The organism is Pseudoalteromonas sp. BDTF-M6, assembly GCF_018334135.1.
In the GTDB taxonomy this organism is placed as follows: domain Bacteria; phylum Pseudomonadota; class Gammaproteobacteria; order Enterobacterales; family Alteromonadaceae; genus Pseudoalteromonas.
Map to the genome: position 1 here is coordinate 641,900 of NZ_JAGXTQ010000001.1, position 15,236 is coordinate 657,135.

The following is a 15,236-nucleotide window of genomic DNA, read 5'->3' on the forward strand; positions in this document are numbered from 1 at the left end:
TTAAACCAGCCAGTCGCTGATAATGTCGTCAATTTCATTGGCCTGCAGAGCACCAATACCCACTATTGGTCGGGCCGGAAGTAAGGTTGCTTTGTTGCGCCCAGTGCGGCCACCAAAATGGTGAATAGCTGCATATTCTTCGCCCAAACCATGCTCAAGGGTGTCGCCAACTACATTGTGGGTAATTGAGCCTGCCAGGTTGCGCTTATCCGTTAGCGTTAAACCGCCACGGTCTTTGGCCGCTTCTGATTGCTGCCACTTAACCCCCTCTGGGGTCTGTTCCTTCATAAAGCGAAGGGTGACGTCCGTGTCCAGGAATGCGCCGATCTCATCCAATACATCGGCAGGCCGCTCAGCCTTGTCAGCAAGTAAACCTAAGCGGGGAATCGCATCGCCGCTAAATTCGATAAATACGCTGGCCACTAATAGCCGCCCCAGTTAAAAGAGGTGCCCGCCGCCTTGGTGCGCATCCCAGTTCTGGCAGCGGCGGGCGCATCTTCCTTAATTTGGATCAAGCCTTTACTAACTTTCTCTAACAGTGCCATGGCACTAGTTTTACGCGCTTTGATATTGTCATCGCCCGGATTCACTGCCAGCTCAAAATAGAGCAGGTCACAGGCAATGCCCGGAAGCACAGAATTGTCGATTTGCTCCTGGCTGATATCTGTGTTCGGCAAAAAGCCGCTCACAATCGCAGTGACATTTTTCTCGGCACTTTGGTACCAGGCGAGGATCTGCTGCTGCAACTCAGTAGCCGGCACACCAAGCAGGGCAGTGGTCACATCATCCGATGTGGGGTAACTGCCAGCCTCTGCGAACTTGCCACTGGCGAATTGCAACAGCACATTCACGCCAATTTTGTCGATAACGTATTGAGTGGTAACAAACATCAAAACCTCTGTTTAGAACTCGTGTATGTACTCAGTTGGTAAAAAAGGCGCTTGAGCTAGGGAGAACCCAAGCGCCTTTGACCACAGGGAACAACAATCGGAATTAATTACGCGGCGGGTGCCAGCACATTGGTCAGCAGGATGCCGCAGTCTTTGGCGATAACTTGCTCTTTCACCGCTTCACCCACCATGATTTCAACGCCACCATTTAAGCCTGCTGCAACGTCACGCATACCCGATGTACGCTCACCGTAACGCGCCGTCAAAGCAAAGGTCATGCGGTTGTTTTGCAGTGATGCGAGTGGGTCTTGATAGGTAAATGACAAGCTATCGGCCCACGCCTGCTGCAACTGCAGTGGCTTGCCTTTTTTGGCGGTATTAAGACGCGCCTGGCCAACGTTAATAAAGTCCAGCTCCAGCACTTCTTTAATGTAGCTCCATGGCACCAGGCCCTGGTCGCCGTTTGAGCCGTTGTAGGCTTTCACCAACAGCGGGTTAGTGCGCAGCGCCGTGCCCACTTTTTGTGAAACGGTCATGGTGTTAGGGCGCATAATGGGCGTATCGAGCATTTCCAGTAGGAACTTCAACAAGCCAGCATGGTCTGCTGCGTCCAGGTATTGCTTGCCGGCTGAACCGTCGAGTGCCAGGGTGTTACCGAAGTTGGCGGCGGTGTTCATCATAGTGGCCACGCGAATCTCACGTTGCAGCAGCACCAAGTCTGTTAGGCCTTCCACGGCGTGGGTGCGTGGGTTATAACCCGCTGGTGCGTTTGTTACGTCATCATTGGGGATCACATCTGAAAGACCGTGGTCTTCTACGCTAGCAGTCTGTTGCACCGAACCGAACTCAACCTGGTTAGGGCTCGACTTACGGCCAATCTTAGTGTCTGGTACAGTGAACTTGTCACCTTTACCAAACTCCATCCACTTGAATTCACGTTTACCAACTGGCGAATAGGGCGCTAATTGGTCTGCAATTAGCTTGCGGTTACTGTAAGCAATCGCGACTGCGGTTTGCTCTGTATCCGGGGTAAATGGCATGCCATTCATGGTATTTCCTTACTATTAATGTGTTACTAAACGTCGCGGTTAAGCTGCAGGGATATTTGCAACCAGATGCGGGTTTAAGAAAATGTCACCGATGGTGCCGGCATCGCCGTCTTCCATCACCCAGCCAGCTACATGCACTTCACTGGCGCCGACAAAGTTGGCAGGGTCAAACTCAACGGCTTTGCCATCAGCATCTGCAACAACCCACATGCCAGCGACAAGATCGCCACCAAACTCCACCGGGGCGATTTGCGTCATCACCACATCAACGCGGTTGTTGTTGTCGGTGCCTTGCTCGGTCACACCAGCAAAGACCGCTGTAGCGCCATTGGCCTGGTTGACTTCAAAGTCATTGGCCGCCGATACACTCACCAGGCGGTTAGCTGCAATGGCGCCCGCCGCGATAAAGTTACGAATAAATCCAGGTAAGGCCATGCTTACGCTCCTTCTTTAGTTACGTGGGCCATGGCTTGTGACACGCTAATGGTGACGCCCTGGTCCGCTTGGGATTTTTGATACTCCAGCGCCTTGCTAGCTAACTGCTGGGCGTTAAGCTCTTCCGGCTCGTCATCGCCTTCTTGCTTGTTAAACTCGCGAGCAAGGCCTTTTTGCTCTGGCAGGCTGGTCAGGAACGACTTAAACCAGGCCGCTGATTTAAGCTGCTGCGGCTGCTCGCCGTCGGCTGCTGCGAACTCAAATGTTTGTTCGCCTTCGGTTTCCAGGCTGGCCATGAACTCGGCCACGCCTTCGGTCTTGGTTAAGCGCGGGGCATCGCCGCCGTTTACTTCCTTATCGATAAAGGTTTGCGCTGCCGCTAGACGCTGGTTGTATTCCAGCTGGGCGTTTTTGTCCTGCTCGGCTTTGAGCTGGTCTTCTAACGCTTGGCGTTCTTCTTCTGTCACGGTGTTATCCTCGTCGGGTGTGTGTGGATCTGATTCAGGGTTAGCGCTGTACTCGCTGTGCACGTCTTTGTTGCGCACATGCTCAGCAATGACCGTCTGCTCTTTCAGCCATTCGGCTTCCCATTCGGGCACAACTTGGTCGGCGGTTTCGGTACCAAACTTATCTGCAATAAAGGTGCGCAGGTTTTTGACTAGACGGGTGACTACATTCGACGTCTGCAGGGCAATACGATCAGCATCGTCAGCGGCACTAAATTCAAAGGTCAGGGCAGGGGCGTTGTCTTCGGCGTTAAACTGCCAGCTAAGGCCATCGACCGCTGGCGGCTTACCGCCTAAATAGCCGATATGGCCAAGGCGATAACCGCCATCATCGGTGGCAAACAGCTGCACGCTGCGGTTGGGGTAGCGCTTATCGGCTACAGCGTCGGCGAACTCGCCACAGACGTCTTCGGCCTGGGCATACAGTACGCCGTCTTCCACTTTGAGGGCGCTGGCCCAACCCCATGCGGGGTCGTCAATTTTAGGGTGGCCAATGACCAGGGGCGATTTTTTCGCCTCAAAGTTGGCAACCACGCTTTGTAGGTCTTCGCTAGAAAACTCTTGGGTAGTGCCTTTTGAGTCCGTGTGCGTACCGGCACGGAAAATATCGAACCAGTCAAAGGTAGTGTTGGGCTTTTTCTGCTGTGGCATTTCGGTTAACCATCGTTGTTCTGATGGCAACCAGTGTATGAAGTAGGGGGCGCGTTAACCCCTGGAAATGGGTTTACATAGAAGGGTTAGGGGTAACGTTATTAGGCTAATCTGCTGTTAAGTTTAGATCAAGAAGAAAATAAAAAGGCCCGCTTGGGGGCCTTGGAGGGTTAGTTGTTTCCTATATTTCATCAATTGCATGTATCTGTTCTATCGTGATGGGTGTCAATCGTAATAGCGACCTAATTTTATTGACCGCTTCCATTGCCTCTTCCCTGGACAAGCCATCACTATCAAAAACTTCTACAGTGCAGCTTTTCACCAATTCCCCATCAACATAACTAACTCTAAATTTCGACACTCATTTCCCCTCTACTGAAATTCCGAAAATGACTTTATTATCCAGTCCTTTCTCGGCGCCATTTTATCTGACTTAACCACTTCACTTTCCGGCCGAGGACATTCAGTTGGAACTCGCCAGAACGTAGCTTCTTTCGCCTTATTGTCGGCTTGATGTGGAATTACAAATCCAGTGTCTTTGCATCCGAAAATAAGCATCCCCATCGCGTCAGATACGTTGATTCTCGGGCAGTTACCGCACGTTTTCTCGGCCATAAATTTTTCCTATGTTTTTTCTATGCCCAAAAAAGCCAAGCTGATGATTGTCAGTTTGTCGTGATGTTCAGGCTCTATCAGCGGCTTAATATTCATGTAATCCTGGTTGTTTGTGATCCTGCTTTCTAAAAGCGCAATCCCATCGATATTAACAAACTGGCCTGGTGTAGTTTGATACTTAGCGCAATAATGATAAATGTATCTCTTCACAATATTACCTATTCAACTGGCACCGCACTTAAAACGCATTTTTGAGAGCGGGGCAGCTCCCGCTCACACGCTTCTATCGCGGCCTTTGCTTGTTCTTCCAGTTTGCTATCAAAAAAGATGGCATTGACCCCATATCCGAGAGCGGCAATACCAATAACGGTTGCCGCGAAAACAACGAGTATTAGACTTTGAATCTGGTGCATGGCAGGTTCCACTTTGTTGTAACTTGGAGTAGCGCCCCGACTGCAAACCGGGGCTGTTGGTTTTCCCAACCTAGCGCATTGCTTTATCTCCAATAGGTTATCGATGTTATTCGACGCACCGACACGCCACTAGAATATTTATTTAGTGAGCACTAAGCCATAGAGCCTCTATGGTGCCTTTCACTTTCTCCCTGGCATCCTCAACAAACGGATCAAATGCCTTCGACAAGATAAAAAACAGCGCGCCTTCATTTTCGTATTCGCCGTGTTCCTCGCTGTAACAGTACAAACGCCAACCTTGGTCTAGTGACTCCAGTTTGACGGTGCTGCAAAACGAGCGAAGATGAATAAGCATTTGCTCAACAGTAAAGCCACGGTAGGTAGATGCCATCTTATCAACCTTAAAAATGTGTTGGAAAAGGCTACAGAGTAGTGGGGGTTAAGAATAAGCGCTCAGGGAAAACACTTTACATGGTGGTTGGAAGGGGGATGGCCATGGTAAATCCCACTGGTAAATTTACCACAGCTTTTAACCTTGTCTTTAAAAGTGTTTCAAACCAAGTTTAAACCCTGTTTAAATCGCACCAGATTTGTTTAAACGGTTTTTAGGTGACACATCGTACACCTAAAAGCAGCACAGGCCATTACAGAGCGTTACAGGCGCTTTACTCATTTATGGCTAATAACGTATGGTTAGGGTGCCAATTAAGGCCAATCATAAAAACAAGGACTCATTATGAAACGATTGCTACTTATCGCAGCGCTTGCTGCCACCACCATGGGCTGTAAGACAACAAGCAATGCCTATGAACAGGCCAAGCTGCTTAAGTACCCGCCAGCAGCAAGCGAAGAGGATGTATTGGCAGAGGCCAGCTACAGGATCAAGCCTCTGTTAAAAGACCCGGACTCGCTCAAGAACGTGACGATCAGCAATGCTTATAAGTGCTACGCCAGCAAGATGGGGGTTGCCGACAACGTATCGCCCAAGTACGACTACGGCTATTGGTGTTACTTTCTTACCTACAATGCCACCAACAGCTACGGCGGTTACGTGAAAGAAGGGTATGACCTTATCTTTGACGGCGAGCGCCTTCTAACCGTTGAGCAACTAGGTGAAACGGTAAGAAAGCACGATGATGTGTGGACCTACCGCTCGCCCATGAATTAACCCGCCTGGCCTTGCCGCTGCTCAAGAATAAGCGGGAAGGCCAATTTAACCCTAGTCCCTCGGCGGCGGTTGGAAGAAAACACTAGCTTGGTGTTGTAGTGCTTCGCCACTTGACCCATTACATAATGCCCCAATCCAAAATCGGTTTTACGTGACAGGCGTCTGCAACCAATGCCGTTATCGCTAACCTTAACCTGAATACTCTGGCCCACCTTATTCACCTGCACATCGATGCGCGAGGCTTTGGCATGCTGCTCTACATTTTTAATGGCGTGATACAACACGCTGTATATGTCCTGTTGCAGCTGCGGTGCTAAACGCTCTACACCCAGGGTTACATCGAAATGGGTTTCCAGCGCCGCCTCGGTCAGGCAGTAGGTTTGCAAGTTGGTAATACCATCGTGCAGGCTAGACGAGCCCAGACTGGCATCGGTGTTGGCGATGGGGTAGAGCCTGCACATAGCTTCGTCAAGCTTTACCAAGCCTTCGCACAGCATGTTTTCATCACCACTGGCGCACAACTGCTTGCCTTCGTTCAACTTCATTACCGCCTCTGATAAGCCCTCGCGCTGCATCTGCGTTTGGTGCGAGCGGAATACCCGATGGAAGCTCTGTATCCATTGCATCACATAGACGATACAGAAGATCACCAAAGCACCAGCAATACCGGCATAAGCCAAAAATGCGGTCTTGGTGCGATACCAAGGGGCATCGACAATAAACTGAAACGAGTGACTTGGCGACCAGCTGTCTTCGTTTACCGCCACGCGCCAGTCTAATTCGTAATAGCCGGTACCTAGCTTATTAAGCTGGATAAGCGGGGTAGGAATGTTATGCCAGGTACCATTATTGATACGGTACTGGTATTGCACATCCGGTTTAGTCGCAAAGTCGTAGTCGGTCAGGGCAATATCAAGCCAGCGATCATATTCAATGCGCACCTGGGCTGGGTTTAAAATGGTCTTATTCTCTGAGCGCACATAGCTTATTTGTGGGTTCAAGCCAGCATTTGGGCCGCGCATCAATACCGTTAATACACCTTGGTTACTGGCCGCAGTAATCGTATTGCCTACTTCTAAAATACTGCCCGGAGTAAAGGCGTGCTCGCCGGTACCCTTGAGTAGTTCGGTATGGTCATGATTTGCGGTTAGGGTATGAATACCGTGGTTGGTGGATAAATATAAGGTGTCGCCGTGTACATTCAATTCATTAATAAATAGCGGGCTTACCACCGCTTCCCACTTGTTAGCATGCAAACGAAACAAGCCATTGCCATAGGTGGCCGCATAAATTTCATTACCGAGCTGTGCGGTATCTGCCACCGGCACTACGTCCACCAAGGCCGTGCGCGAACCCGCGCTATCGCGGATCACCAGGCCTTTATCGGTGGCCACATACAAGTCATCTTGGTGTTGTCTTACACTCCACACGGCACCTTCAGGCAAGCCGCTATTCAATGTCGTACTATCCAAGGCTGCCAGCGAGGCATTAAAGATCTGTATGCCGCTATTGTCTGTGGCTAAATACAGCGCCCCATTAAGTACATGCGCGCTTATCACATAACCGCTAAATAGCTGCAGCGTTACGCCCGTTGCTAAGTCATAGGCATAGGCACCTTTGTTGGTGGCGATAATAGCCTGGTCGGCAAACTCCAACAAGGTGGTAACCGAGAATGCCCCAGGGCCAATAGCGGCATTAATATCGGTATGTGGTTGGAACCCTTGTGGGGTTTTCAGATACACGCCCTTAGTAGTGCCCACCCAGGCTTGACCTTTTATATTGGCCATCACGTTATACACCGAACCGATATCTAAACGCTCAAGACTCATATCGCCACTAAAGACTTCAAAACGGTTGGTGTTTAACCCCCACAGGTTTGACTGGCTATCAACAAATAAACGCTTGTAGGCGCCAGGGGCCGAGTTAATATTGCGACGGGTATAACTCAGGGTCGACATTTCCATCTCTTGGATATAACCCCGCTCGGTAAAGTACAGGTAGTGGGGGGCTGCAAAGGTTAAGTTGTTAAGCTCTTTGATGGTGTCGTTTTTAATTGCGTGATTATGCTTGTGTGAGTATGAGAAAAGTGTGTCGTTGATATAATACGCAGCCCCCCAGGTGGTTGCTGCTAGTTCTCCATGCGTGACCTGCGCCTGGGTCAGCAATGAAATACGATCCCCGTTAAGCAAATACACGCCATCGTTGGTCAACGCATAGGCATGGCTCTCATTGGCCGATAGCGAGAATATACGAGCTTTATTGTCCAGCACCTTGGCCTGCAGGCCGGTGCGTATATCCATGACCACCACGCCCTTGTTGGTCAACGCATAAAGGTGGCTGCGTGTCGCTGCCAGGCGCAGGGCTGACTGCTGGATAATAGGTTTGGCGCTATAGTCGCCTAAGTCTAGTTGCCATACCTGGCCATTGTTATAGGCAATGTACAATATCTCGTCCTGGTAAATCGCATCGCTGGTCCACTTTTTCGGTAGCGACGACACAGTTGCCAGGTTTAAATAGTGATGGCCATCGTAGCGATAGACGCCGTTATGGGAAGACAAATAGATATTGTTGTTGTTGTCTTGAGTTACCGCATTCAAATGCTGCATCTCAATTGCCGCGCTACATACAGGGGCAAACACTAATAGCAATGTAAGTAGGAATTTCATTGGCAGGTTCCATCTATAAAGATGGCCAGCTGGGCTGGCCATCGCATCCTTTTATTATAATTCGTAGGGAATATGGTCCCGTGAACCACACGACCCATAGAGGCCAGGCATACTCGATGTGGCGCTGTCAGTACTCATGTCCAGCGATTGACTGCTAAGCGTGTCGTTGCTGAGCTTTGGTGCGGTTTGTTGCCAGTCGAAGGTTTGGCTTCGCGGTGCGGTGATCACCAAAAAGGTGGGCTTGCGCGGGTCAGACTCGGCGACCTTGTTATTCCATTTGTCCATAACCTGCTGGCCAAACTCCACACCGTATAAGTGGGTATAGGCTGCTGCCAGCAATTGCGCGCCGGCGTCGTTGGTCACCAGCACAGCGGTATCGTGGAAGTCGCTGCCACAATCAAATGACATATCAACGTTAAGCAGGGAACCATCAGGTAGCAGTAAATCGCTGTTCATATGCTGTACTACGGCTCGGTCTTCCAATGGCTCAAGGGCCTGAGCAGGTGAACACAAAGCGCCCATAGCCAGGGCAGCACATAAAATCAGAGTTTTCTTTAGCATGTTTTCTATCCTTAGTTATGCCATATGAAGCGCTCCCTCCGCCGTCGTCCGCACAAACAACTCATTTAAATCGTATTTAAACGCCGTTTGAATCAGTTTAGGCCTGAGCTTCTTACGTACAATCAGTTCGCGGTCAGCTGGCAAATTTTTATGAAAAAGTACATCGTCCAAAACCTTCTCAACGAGTGCGTCAGCTGCAATTAAATCATCAACGTTGGGCACTCGCTTTTCAGGCTCTTTTTGTTGCGGCTGGATAGGGCTCGGTTTGCTCTTGGCAACCTTGATACCAAAAATCTCATCTGTTGATAAACCGTACTTCGCACATGAGTTAACAATTGCAGAGTAAGGCAGAGAGTTCTTTCTCCTAGCCATTGCGATGCCAGAGTGGGATAGGCCCAACTTTAGCGACAACGCCCTATCACTAGGTGCATCAAAAGCTTCCGCGAGCCGATCAATAACCCCATCAAGCTCAACAGCACTTATCTTATCGGTAAACATATTTAGCAGTCAACGCCTATTTTATTTAGCATTTATTTTAATCCGCCTATTGACGGTAAATATATTTAGCGCTATTACTAAAAAAGGCAAAACGCTAAATATATTTGGCAAACTAATTTACATAGGATTTAAATTTACCATGACTTCGCAAGAAATGACATTTGATGAAATCAAACGAGAGCTAAACGAAAGAAAGGTGCTTTTCTCAGATATAGCTGAGGCTATGAAAGTTAAACCTTCCCACGTATCGAATGTAGCTCGAGGCTTAGTCTCTTCTTTTCGTATAGCCACGGCTCTAGCACTGTCACTAGATAAACCCATTACAGAAGTATTTGGTGACAAGTACGCTAACCCTGGAAAACGTGGCCCTAAAGATCGCAGTGAAAGAAAAAGACAAGTCATTGAGGCTTTAACAAACAATAAGCCAGTTCCAGCACCAACCACTATTTCTTAATTGAATCCGATAATAAAGGTTAATTTCAGGGAATAATTACCATGAACAACAACGAGTTAAATAAAAGCATTCTGCATTCTGAAACTCCGCCATCCTGCGGCATTTACGATTTGTTCTGCCATACAGTAAACCGCTGCATGCGCCAAAGCCCTTATTCGCGCCCCGGCATTGCAGACCGTATGAACAGCGCCTTAGACACCGGCCTCAAAGAAGTGGACGAAACCAAACTCAATAAATGGTTTGCGCCAAGCCAGCCCAACAACATGCCCACCCATTACCTGCCAGCTCTGTGCTGGGCACTGGAGTCGGTCGAACCCGCCGAAGTGCTGTTAGGGCCAATCCAGTTTAAACCCGTGGACCAACGTGCCCAGCTGTTACAACAGCATGCCGAACTGGAGCTGGAAAAAGAGCAGCTCACCCAACGACAGCACCAGATCCTTCAAACCCTGTCGCCAAGCAAACTTTCCCCAATCGATCTCGCGTAATTAAGTAGGTTTAACCATGACAATCAAAGACCAAGATCTGTCTGAAATTCACGCTTTAAGCGCCGAAGAGCAGCAACAGCTGATCGCCAAAATAGAAAAGCTGGCCGGGCATATTCAAATGGTGCTACCCGACACCCTAGACGAAGCCTGGCAGGAAGTAGTGCGCTTGGAAGAGCAAGCAGTAGTCAACACGGCTAAGCGTGGCTTCTTATATATGAGCATCAAGACTCAATGTGCTCATGGCGAATTCGAATCGAAGTTAAAAGAATTCGGCATCGCAGCGCGTACTGCACAGGATGCAGTATCTATTGCGAAGATGTTTTTAGCGTTACCGGATGCAAAAACGCGGACGTCCGCGCTTTTGAATATAAGCAAAAGCAAACTCGTTGAACTGGCACGGTTGCCAGTAGAAACCGTTGAAGCCCTGGACGAAGACGATCTCGACTCCCTTAACGAGCTGTCGGTTCGTGAGTTCCGCAAAGAAATCAAAAAGCTTAAAGACAAGAACCAGGAGCTAAGCGAGGGCAACGCCAGCCTTATCAACGAACTTGAGAACGAGCGCTTGCGCAAAGCGCCAGACCAGCTCTATGGCATTCCTACCTTGTGTGCCCATGTACGCCGCGAAACCTTTGCCCATTCCAGTGTAGTGAACGAGTCGCTGGAACAGAACATTGCTGAAGTCGAGGCATTGCTGCAGCAACGTGACCTAGACCTGGACGCCCGAATCGGGGCAGGGCAGAGCGTGTATCACCTGTGGCTGGGTGTACAGCAGCGCATCAACAAGATGTTGCAGTCGGTCGTTAATGAATTTGGCGAAGAGCACTTTATTGGTGCCGAGTCGCTGCCTGTGTACAGCGAAGACGAATGGCAAGACGCCCAGGCCAACCGCGAATTTATGTTGTCGCAGTTCGCTGCACGTAAAGGAGGGCAGTAGCCATGCACCCAGCCGTTCAGAAATACAATAACCTGCCGGTGCAGGCCGAGCAGTCGCCCTGGAACAGCGCCAATGAAAAAGCCCGTAAAACGGCGAGCCTGCGCGCTGTGATCATACGTTACCTGGTAAGCAAAGAAGACGGCGGCATTGCCACTGCCTTTGCCAACCTGGTTGCCCAGGTTCGCCAGGGTACCGCACCCGCTGCCGTGGCCAATGCGATATCGACCATTGGCAAACTGCCCGGACGGGCCACTGTTTATAACTGGTATAACGCCTATAAAGAGCAGGGCATTAACGGCCTGCTACCGGGCTACAAGGGTAAAACGGCCATCGCCCATAAGTGGCTGCCCCGTTGCCTGGAGCTATACCACAGCCCCAACAGCCCAAGCTTCGCCCAGGTGGCCGATCAACTGGTGAAAGAGGGCTATGACGCCCAGCATCATCAGGTACGCCGCTTTATTAACAGCCTGCCGCATGAGCTGGGGCCAAAAAGCCCGTACCGCATGGGCGCTAAATTGTACCGTGAGAAGCACAAGGATCACTTGCTGCGCTCCACCGCCAACATTAAGCCTGGGTTCTTATACAACGGCGATGGCCACACCTTGGACGTCTACCTGGCGCACCCTAAAACAGGCAAGCCGTTCCGCGCCGAGCTTACCGCCTTTCAGGATGTGGGCAGCCGCTGCATCGTTGGCTGGGAGCTGGGTTTTGCAGAAAACACCATCGATACGCTGACCGCCATTAGCCGCGCCATGCAGGTGCATAACCATGTGCCGGCCATGTTCTACCTGGATAACGGCTCAGGCTACAAAAACAAGCTGATGAACGACGACACCACCGGCTTTTATGCCCAGTTTGAGATCGATGTGATTTTTGCCATCCCAGGGAATGCCCGTGCCAAGTGGATAGAGCGCTTCTTCTTGTACATGGAAGACCGCGTTGGCAAACGCTTCGACAGCTATTGTGGCCGCCACCATGACGAACGTCATAAGCACCTGGTGCTTAAAGAGGTGAAGCAAGGCAAGCGTACCTTGCCGACCATGGAAGAATGGATTGCCGAGTTCACCGCCTTTTTGGATGACTACCACAACAGCCCGCACCCTGAAATTGAGGGTAAAACCCGCCAGCAGGTGTGGGATGAAATAGAGCGCGTACCGCCGCTTGAGAGTGATTTTGTCATTCTACCGCGTGAGAAGGTGAATATTCGCCGCGGCCGCTTTGTACTGCATAAGCGTACCTACAGCGCCGATTACCTACACCAGTTTAACGACCAGGAGCTGGTAGCCGCCTACGACTTGCACGACGACAGCTACGTGAAGCTTTACCGCCTAAGCGGCGAGTTTTTGATGATTGCCAACCTTAAAACCAAGGCGATGGCCCTGCCTGACTCGCGTATTGAGCAGGCCGAGCAAAAACGCCGCGCTGGTCGCCTTAAGCGTCTTGAAGCACACCGCCAAGAGGTATTGGCCCAGGAAGCAAGCGACCGTGTGATTGACGTTGATGCCGTAGAGCAGCTGGCGGCGCCAGCCCAGACACAGGCACTGGATCACAAGCAAGGCAACACCTTCGACGTATTCGATTTTGCAGTAACCACTGAGACTACGGCCAAAGCGCCGAATCTAGAAGACCTTTTTAGTCAACCTGAACAACACAACAAGCAGGAAAGCAGCTATGAACTTTAACAACAACTACACCGAGCGCCAGCAACTACAAGTCACTCTGATAAACACCGAGCTAGAAGCCACCGGCATGACCGATGTGGAGCTAAATTGTGGCTACGCCCTAAGCGCGGTTAAAACCATTTTGGCGGGAGAGTCGCCGGTTAACCCGGCCAAGGTAATAGACGCACTATGGCAGATGATTTTTGGCGATGCCGACCCAGAGCAGCTCGATGCCGGCTTGGGTTACCAGGACTCATATAGCCCGGATGACGTAACCCTGTGTACCCGCATTCGCTTGCGTTTGCATGCACCAGAGCTGCGCGCCCAGGGGGTGACCAGTGCCAGCATTGCTAGCAGCTTAAAGAAAAGCCCCGGCACTATTTCGCAGCTTATTAACGGTAAATACCAGGCTAAGCCCAGCAAGCACCTGCACGACATTTGGGGCTTGATTGCCCCGGCAGAACTGGAGCAGGCCAAGCAGGCTGATGCCGAGGCAGAGCGTAAAGAACCGATACATATCGTTTACGGCGCTGAGCCATTTGTAGACATCAGCACAGTGCGCCTTATCACTCTGGCCTGTGAGCAAGCAAAGCAAAAACGCCGCTTTAGTGTGTTCTCCGGACAAGCCGGTATCGGCAAAAGCAAAGGCATTGCCGAATACTGCCGCAACGACACCGACGCCATTTTGATTGAGGGCTCGGAGCAAACGACCAGTACCCAGGTGCTTGAAGCCTTGGTGTATCAGCTGGGTTTAGCGCGCAGCGGCAGCGGCTATAAGAACATGGAGAAGATCATTAAAACCCTGCGTGATACCAACCGGGTGATCATCTTAGACGAGGCCGACAAATGTAAGCCCAATGCCTTGGACCCACTGCGCACCATTAGTGACCGTGCCCGCGTAGGGGTGACCCTGGTGGGCAATATCCAGTTACAAGACAAGCTGCAAACCCACGAACGCTACGAGCTGATTTCCAGCCGTGTGTGCTTTTGGCCCAAGCCGGTTGGCCAGATCACCGTTGAGGATATTCGCACCCTGTTCTTAGAACTGACCCAAGGCACGGTAAAGCTCGCCAAAGACGACGCAGCATGGTGGACCTGGTTACACAAGCGCGTTGAAGGAAATGCCCGTGAGCTGGTTGGCAACCTGCTGCCGCACCTTTTAAACCACACCTACAAGAAGCCGGATGTGCCCGTAGACAAGCTTTTGGTGAACGGGATCTTTTCTTCTGTATTAAACAAACCCGCCGTTTAACGGCGGTTTAAACCCACTTTAAATTTTTAAAAAGGAATAACAACATGGCTTTTTCAATCACTGTAAACACCATTCGTTTTAGCGCTCGTATCGCCGTTAACGATAACGTATCGAACACCACCATGATGCAGTCGCTACGCGATTTAGACCCCGAGGGCACGCGCCTGGATATGTGCGACGGCAATGTTAAGGGTGCCTTCGCCATGCTGGTTGCGGACAAGTTCCACTCTATGGCCGAGGTGCATAAAGACAACAGCATCGAGGTGACCTGCCGCCGCTTTAACCTGTACAACCGCAAGTTGCCACCGCTGCACACCGGCGACGATGAAAACTGGTCGGTGCGTATTATCTCTATTAAGCCGTCACCCTCGTTTGAAGTGAAAACCCTGGAGCAAAGCGCATGAGCAACCTGGTGCAACAAATTAAGATTGCACAAAAAGCGGCAGGCATCAGCGATGATGCCCACCGCGCCAATGTGCTTTATATCTCAAACCGGCGCGAAAACAGCAGCACCAAATTGACCAAGCTGGAGCAACAGCAATTGCTTACGCGCTACCGCTCTATGGCACCCAAAGAAAGTAAAGAGCTGCCGCCACAGCTCAAAATGATTTACAGCCTGTGGGGCCAGTTGTTCCGCGCCGGCGCGGTAAACATTGATTCAAAGCAAGCCTGCGACAACTTCTGCGCCAAACACCTGCAGGGTAAAACCCTGGCGCAAAGCGCCAGCCAGTGGGGCGCCATTATCGAGGTGCTTAAGCAGTGGCTTAAGCGTGCTAAGGCGCAACAAAAGGAGCGTTGCCATGGCCAGTGAAATTCAGTGGAGCATGGTGATAAACCCGCGCCACCCACGTTACCAGGAAAAGGATGTGTCGGACCGCCGCAAGGTGAAAGAAAAGGACAAGGAGCAGCTACGCATTCGCCGTGATATCGAGGCATATCACGAACAAAGAGCGATAGACCGCAGCCACGGCCAGGATCATTTGTTGGAGGACTGAATT

Annotated in this window: 20 protein-coding genes; 9 read left to right on the top strand and 11 right to left on the bottom strand. The window is 50.7% G+C overall.

Going from position 1 to position 15,236, the window contains the following annotated elements; genetic code table 11:
* The 8 genes from KD147_RS02855 to KD147_RS02890 form a co-directional block, all read right to left on the bottom strand.
* The gene (locus tag KD147_RS02855; protein ID WP_212546819.1) at positions 1-423 is read right to left on the bottom strand and encodes a phage virion morphogenesis protein; all 423 of its coding nucleotides are present in this window, start codon (positions 421-423) and stop codon (positions 1-3) included.
* On the bottom strand, positions 423-890 hold the full coding sequence (locus KD147_RS02860) for a phage protein Gp36 family protein (RefSeq protein WP_212546820.1): 468 nt from the start codon (positions 888-890) through the stop codon (positions 423-425). The genes KD147_RS02855 and KD147_RS02860 overlap by 1 nt, the downstream gene beginning before the upstream one ends.
* A gap of 107 nt (positions 891-997) precedes the next feature.
* Positions 998-1,939 carry a capsid protein gene (locus tag KD147_RS02865; protein ID WP_212546821.1) on the bottom strand — a complete coding sequence of 314 codons (942 nt, stop codon included), beginning with the start codon at positions 1,937-1,939 and terminating at the stop codon, positions 998-1,000.
* A 39-nt stretch (positions 1,940-1,978) separates the two neighbouring features.
* Positions 1,979-2,374 (bottom strand): hypothetical protein, encoded by a 396-nt coding sequence (locus tag KD147_RS02870; RefSeq protein ID WP_212546822.1) that lies wholly within the window; start codon positions 2,372-2,374, stop codon positions 1,979-1,981.
* A gap of 2 nt (positions 2,375-2,376) precedes the next feature.
* A complete protein-coding gene (locus KD147_RS02875; protein ID WP_212546823.1) occupies positions 2,377-3,531 on the bottom strand; it encodes a hypothetical protein in 1,155 nt (384 codons plus the stop codon).
* A 624-nt stretch (positions 3,532-4,155) separates the two neighbouring features.
* Positions 4,156-4,356 carry a hypothetical protein gene (locus tag KD147_RS02880; RefSeq protein WP_212546824.1) on the bottom strand — a complete coding sequence of 67 codons (201 nt, stop codon included), beginning with the start codon at positions 4,354-4,356 and terminating at the stop codon, positions 4,156-4,158.
* 8 nt (positions 4,357-4,364) lie between these two features.
* Positions 4,365-4,559: a hypothetical protein gene (locus KD147_RS02885; protein ID WP_212546825.1), complete on the bottom strand. Its 195-nt coding sequence runs from the start codon at positions 4,557-4,559 to the stop codon at positions 4,365-4,367.
* A gap of 142 nt (positions 4,560-4,701) precedes the next feature.
* A complete protein-coding gene (locus KD147_RS02890) occupies positions 4,702-4,950 on the bottom strand; it encodes a hypothetical protein (RefSeq protein WP_212546826.1) in 249 nt (82 codons plus the stop codon).
* Between the two features lie 345 nt (positions 4,951-5,295).
* Between KD147_RS02890 and KD147_RS02895 the strand changes: the two genes are divergently transcribed.
* Positions 5,296-5,727, top strand: a complete 432-nt coding sequence (locus KD147_RS02895; RefSeq protein WP_212546827.1) for a hypothetical protein — start codon at positions 5,296-5,298, stop codon at positions 5,725-5,727.
* Here KD147_RS02895 and KD147_RS02900 read toward each other — a convergent pair.
* The 3 genes from KD147_RS02900 to KD147_RS02910 are packed head-to-tail and all read right to left on the bottom strand — an operon-like array spanning position 5,724 to position 9,452.
* Complete coding sequence (locus KD147_RS02900; protein WP_212546828.1) at positions 5,724-8,393, bottom strand: ATP-binding protein; 2,670 nt, start codon at positions 8,391-8,393, stop codon at positions 5,724-5,726. The genes KD147_RS02895 and KD147_RS02900 overlap by 4 nt on opposite strands.
* Before the next feature lie 54 nt (positions 8,394-8,447).
* Positions 8,448-8,954 (bottom strand): hypothetical protein, encoded by a 507-nt coding sequence (locus KD147_RS02905; RefSeq protein WP_212546829.1) that lies wholly within the window; start codon positions 8,952-8,954, stop codon positions 8,448-8,450.
* Between the two features lie 15 nt (positions 8,955-8,969).
* On the bottom strand, positions 8,970-9,452 hold the full coding sequence (locus KD147_RS02910; RefSeq protein ID WP_212546830.1) for a hypothetical protein: 483 nt from the start codon (positions 9,450-9,452) through the stop codon (positions 8,970-8,972).
* Between the two features lie 139 nt (positions 9,453-9,591).
* Here KD147_RS02910 and KD147_RS02915 point away from each other — a divergent pair, with 139 nt between their 5' ends.
* From KD147_RS02915 to KD147_RS02950, 8 genes are read left to right on the top strand one after another with little or no spacing between them, the layout of a single operon-like run.
* Positions 9,592-9,906 carry a hypothetical protein gene (locus KD147_RS02915; protein WP_212546831.1) on the top strand — a complete coding sequence of 105 codons (315 nt, stop codon included), beginning with the start codon at positions 9,592-9,594 and terminating at the stop codon, positions 9,904-9,906.
* A 41-nt stretch (positions 9,907-9,947) separates the two neighbouring features.
* Positions 9,948-10,391: a hypothetical protein gene (locus KD147_RS02920; protein WP_212546832.1), complete on the top strand. Its 444-nt coding sequence runs from the start codon at positions 9,948-9,950 to the stop codon at positions 10,389-10,391.
* A gap of 16 nt (positions 10,392-10,407) precedes the next feature.
* Complete coding sequence (locus KD147_RS02925; protein ID WP_212546833.1) at positions 10,408-11,325, top strand: hypothetical protein; 918 nt, start codon at positions 10,408-10,410, stop codon at positions 11,323-11,325.
* Positions 11,326-11,327: 2 nt separating this feature from the next.
* Positions 11,328-13,007: a Mu transposase C-terminal domain-containing protein gene (locus KD147_RS02930; protein WP_212546834.1), complete on the top strand. Its 1,680-nt coding sequence runs from the start codon at positions 11,328-11,330 to the stop codon at positions 13,005-13,007.
* Positions 12,997-14,238 (top strand): AAA family ATPase, encoded by a 1,242-nt coding sequence (locus tag KD147_RS02935; RefSeq protein ID WP_212546835.1) that lies wholly within the window; start codon positions 12,997-12,999, stop codon positions 14,236-14,238. The genes KD147_RS02930 and KD147_RS02935 overlap by 11 nt, the downstream gene beginning before the upstream one ends.
* Before the next feature lie 44 nt (positions 14,239-14,282).
* Positions 14,283-14,642 carry a hypothetical protein gene (locus KD147_RS02940; RefSeq protein WP_212546836.1) on the top strand — a complete coding sequence of 120 codons (360 nt, stop codon included), beginning with the start codon at positions 14,283-14,285 and terminating at the stop codon, positions 14,640-14,642.
* Complete coding sequence (locus KD147_RS02945; RefSeq protein ID WP_105198986.1) at positions 14,639-15,049, top strand: phage protein GemA/Gp16 family protein; 411 nt, start codon at positions 14,639-14,641, stop codon at positions 15,047-15,049. The genes KD147_RS02940 and KD147_RS02945 overlap by 4 nt, the downstream gene beginning before the upstream one ends.
* Positions 15,039-15,233 (top strand): hypothetical protein, encoded by a 195-nt coding sequence (locus KD147_RS02950; RefSeq protein ID WP_212546837.1) that lies wholly within the window; start codon positions 15,039-15,041, stop codon positions 15,231-15,233. Before KD147_RS02945 ends, KD147_RS02950 begins: the two co-directional genes overlap by 11 nt.
* The last annotated feature ends 3 nt before the right edge of the window (positions 15,234-15,236 follow it).